The 3,351-nt window shown below is 69.0% G+C and carries 3 protein-coding genes; 1 reads left to right on the top strand and 2 read right to left on the bottom strand.

The window, feature by feature from the left end; all coding sequences use genetic code 11:
- Positions 1–2,050, bottom strand: a 2,050-nt coding sequence (locus ACOJSF_RS08600; protein WP_420141802.1) for a beta-galactosidase trimerization domain-containing protein, incomplete at its 3' end; no start/stop codon positions are given.
- Between the two features lie 69 nt (positions 2,051–2,119).
- Between ACOJSF_RS08600 and ACOJSF_RS08595 the strand changes: the two genes are divergently transcribed.
- Complete coding sequence (locus ACOJSF_RS08595) at positions 2,120–2,875, top strand: GntR family transcriptional regulator (RefSeq protein WP_420141801.1); 756 nt, start codon at positions 2,120–2,122, stop codon at positions 2,873–2,875.
- Positions 2,876–2,897: 22 nt separating this feature from the next.
- Here ACOJSF_RS08595 and ACOJSF_RS08590 read toward each other — a convergent pair.
- A partial coding sequence (locus ACOJSF_RS08590; RefSeq protein ID WP_420141800.1) for a DUF308 domain-containing protein occupies positions 2,898–3,351 on the bottom strand: 454 nt, incomplete at its 5' end.

Here is a 3,351-nt window from a genome sequence, read left to right as displayed (position 1 = left end):
GGCGCCAGTAGCTGACGTCGATCAGCCCCGGCCCGCCGACGATCATCGGCTGCGGATCGCGCGCGCACCATTCGACCGCATTGCGCAGCAGCGCGAGATGGTCGGCGCTCGACACCTCCCAGAAGGTGCCGTCGATATTGCCGGGGAAATAGACCACGCGCCCCTTGCCATGCACGCGGGCATAGACCGCCGGCACCTCGCTCGCGCGCGTCGTGCCATAGGCCTTCTCCATCGGTAGGTCGGGATAGCGCGGCACCAGCGTCAGCGCGGGGGGCGCAAGGCCGGGGCGGGGGGTGACGTGGACCAGCTTGATCCCGCCGATGATGCGCGGCGTATCGTCGAAGCCGCGCGTCAGCGGACCGGGCCCGCGCACCGTCATGTAACCGTTCTGCACGCGCGCATCGACCCGACCCGCAAAGTCGCAGCCGAACAGGTCTGCGAGCGCGAAGTTGGCGCGGCGCCGGCCCCACTCGTCATAGAGCGATGTCTCGTGCGTCGCGACGATCGCTCCACCGCGCGCGACATAATCGCGGAGCTGCGCCGCCTGCGCATCGGACAGCGCCGCGATGTTCGGCAGCACGATCACGCGATAGCGGTCGAGCGTCTGCGGATCAAGGCGGCGTTCGTCGACGAAATCGAACGGGATCCGCGATTCGAGCAGCGCCTGATAGAAACCGTTCGCTTCCCCCTCGGGCGCGCGGTGCGATTGCGCGGTGTTGGCCGATCCGCTGGCGCTGCCGTCGGACAGCGCCCCCGGCGTGTAATAGGTGTTGGTCTGGACCGAGCGCAGCATCGCCACGCGCGCGAGGCTGTCGGTGTTGCGGAAATAGGCTTCGTGCTTGGCATGCCAGGCATAGCTCTTCTCGACCGTCGGCACCCAGCGTTTGTCGAACACCTCCGCCTTGAACTTGGTCATCCACGGCCGGAAACCGTGCGCCAGCCCGTCGTGCAGGTAGGTTGCGATTTCCGGGCCTGACTGCGTGGAATCGACGTGGCGATAGCCGGTGGAGGTCGCGCCGACCGCAAAGATGCCGCTCATCGGGCGATCGGGCATCAGGCAGCGCGTTTCCTTGGCGCTGCGCCCGTTGACCCAGATCGGGTCGTGCGCGCCGCGCCCCTGCCGGTCGGCATAGAGCGAGCGGATCATACCGCTCAGCCGGCCGGGATCCAGCCGCCCCCACGTCCCCGGCACGAAGAACGCCTCGGGGTTCACGGCCTTCACCACGTCGTTCCAATGCTTGATCTGGGCGTAGCGAGTCTCGTCGTCCCAGGCGAGGTAGGCGCGCACCGCGCGGTCCTGCGGATCGGCGAGCGTGGTCGGGATGGTGAAACCGGACGCCTTGCGGAACGACGTGCGGCAAATCTCGCAATGGCAGATGCCCGCGCCGCCCGCCCAGCGATTGCCGAAGAAACCGTCGACGGGGTAGGCGGTCGCGATCTCGCGCAGGATCGCCGGCATCCATTCGAAGGTGACGGGGCCGTTGGGGCAGGTCAGGTACAGATCCGCGTCTGTCGGGTGGCGCTTGGGCGCGCCCTGCGCGTCGCGCGCGACCCATTCCGGGTGCGCGGCCAGCGCGTCGGCGCGCATCGCGTGCGGATCGACGCGCGCCAGGATGCGGATGCCCATGCCTTTCGCGGCAAAGGCCAGTTCGCCGAACATGTCGCGCTGGCCCAGATACGGGCTGCGATAGTGGAAAGGCACCTTGGTCGGATAGAAAGCGGTGACGCCGCCGGCGCTGAGGCACACGCCCTGCGCGCGGGTGCGGCGGAGGAAATCGAGCCAGAATTCCTTGTCGTAATGCGCAGGATCGTCCTCGGTCGCGCAGATCTGCACCCAGCGCATCGGGGCCCATTCCCAGCCTTCCTTACCCGACGGCGCGGGGTCGGCGGCGGATGCCGGCGCGGCCATGCCGGCACCCAGGGAAGCGGCAGCGGCCATGAAGACGCGCCGATCCAGTCCGAAATCCTGCTCCATCATTCTCTTCTCCACTGGGCCGGGCGTATCGGAACGGTAGCCACCGCCGCCGCCGTCCGCCAGCGACGCGTGCATGCACCAAAGTCTATCTTGTCGGCACGGCGCGGCGTTGCCGATCGCCCTGTCGCGGGCTAGCATCGTGCGATGGCCAGAAAGGATAGCGTGGCGCCCGCGCCGGTGGAGCGCGTCGCCGCCCGCAAGGGCGACCGGCACCAGGAAACGGTCACCCTGCTTCGCCGCATGATCCTGTCGGGCGAGCTTGCCCCGGGCGAGCCGCTGCGCGAGGTGGCGCTGAGCGAGCAGTTCGGGACATCGCGCACGCCGGTGCGCGAGGCATTGCGCACGCTCGCGGCCGAGGGGCTCGTCACCCTGCTGCCCAACCGCACGGTGCAGGTCAGCCAGCTCGACAAACAGGCGGCGTCGGAGGTGTTCACCGTGCTCGGCGCGCTGGAATCCCTCGCGGCGCGGCTGGCGTGCGAGCGGATGACGCCCGAACAGCTCGAGATCCTGTCCGAGCTGCAGGACGACCTGACCCATTATTACGAGACGCGCGATCGGCCGCGCTACCTGGAGGCGAACCGGCTGATCCACGAGCTGATCGTGGAATCGTCGGCCAACGCGGCGCTGCTGCTCGCATGGCGCCTGCTGCTGCCCCGCGCCGAACGCGCGCGCCACGTCAGCACGCTGGATCACGACCGCTGGGCGGCCGCGTTCGAGGAGCATCGTCGCATCCACACGGCGCTGCTCGCGCGCGACGCGAACATGGTGGCGCGCCTGCTGGAGGAGCATTTCGACAACGGCGCCTCCAGCATCAAGGACGCGCGCAAGCGTGCCCGGCGCGAGGAACGCTCCCGCGCCTACGAGGCGGCACTCGACAGCGACCAGCCCGGCCGGCGCTGATCCTCGTGTTTTGGGCGAGCGGTCAGGCGGCGATGGCCCTGGAGCGGCGACGCATGTCGCTGACCGTCAGCGAGACCGCCGAGATCAGGAAGTAGAAGGCACCGAACGCCGCATAGGGCGCGATGTCGGCGATACTGACCGGGGCGGCACCGGCGCCCTTGCTGAGCATGTGTGCGCCGGCCAGACCGGATTGGGCGCCGCTCAGGATCATCGCCCACTGCGCGCCATAGGCCTTCCAGCGCCGCACGCCGGTGAGGAGCTGGAACAGGCCGGAGAGCACGGCCCACACGCCGAAGATCTGGAGAACCGCGTGCATGCCGTGCGGCAGGGTCGCGGCGACCGCAGCTGCGGTCACGATGCTGACGACGAAGTTGAGCATCTGGCTCTTGTTCTGCGCCAGACCGCCGCTCCGGCTGGCGTCGAGATAATTGGCCAGCGCGTCCCATGCCGGATAGGCGACGAGCATCACCGCCGCC

The organism is Sphingomonas sp. (assembly GCF_048594985.1).
Taxonomy (GTDB): Bacteria; Pseudomonadota; Alphaproteobacteria; order Sphingomonadales; family Sphingomonadaceae; genus Sphingomonas_I.
Note: the sequence above shows the minus strand (reverse complement) of the source record. Positions and strands in the feature narration are given on the sequence as shown.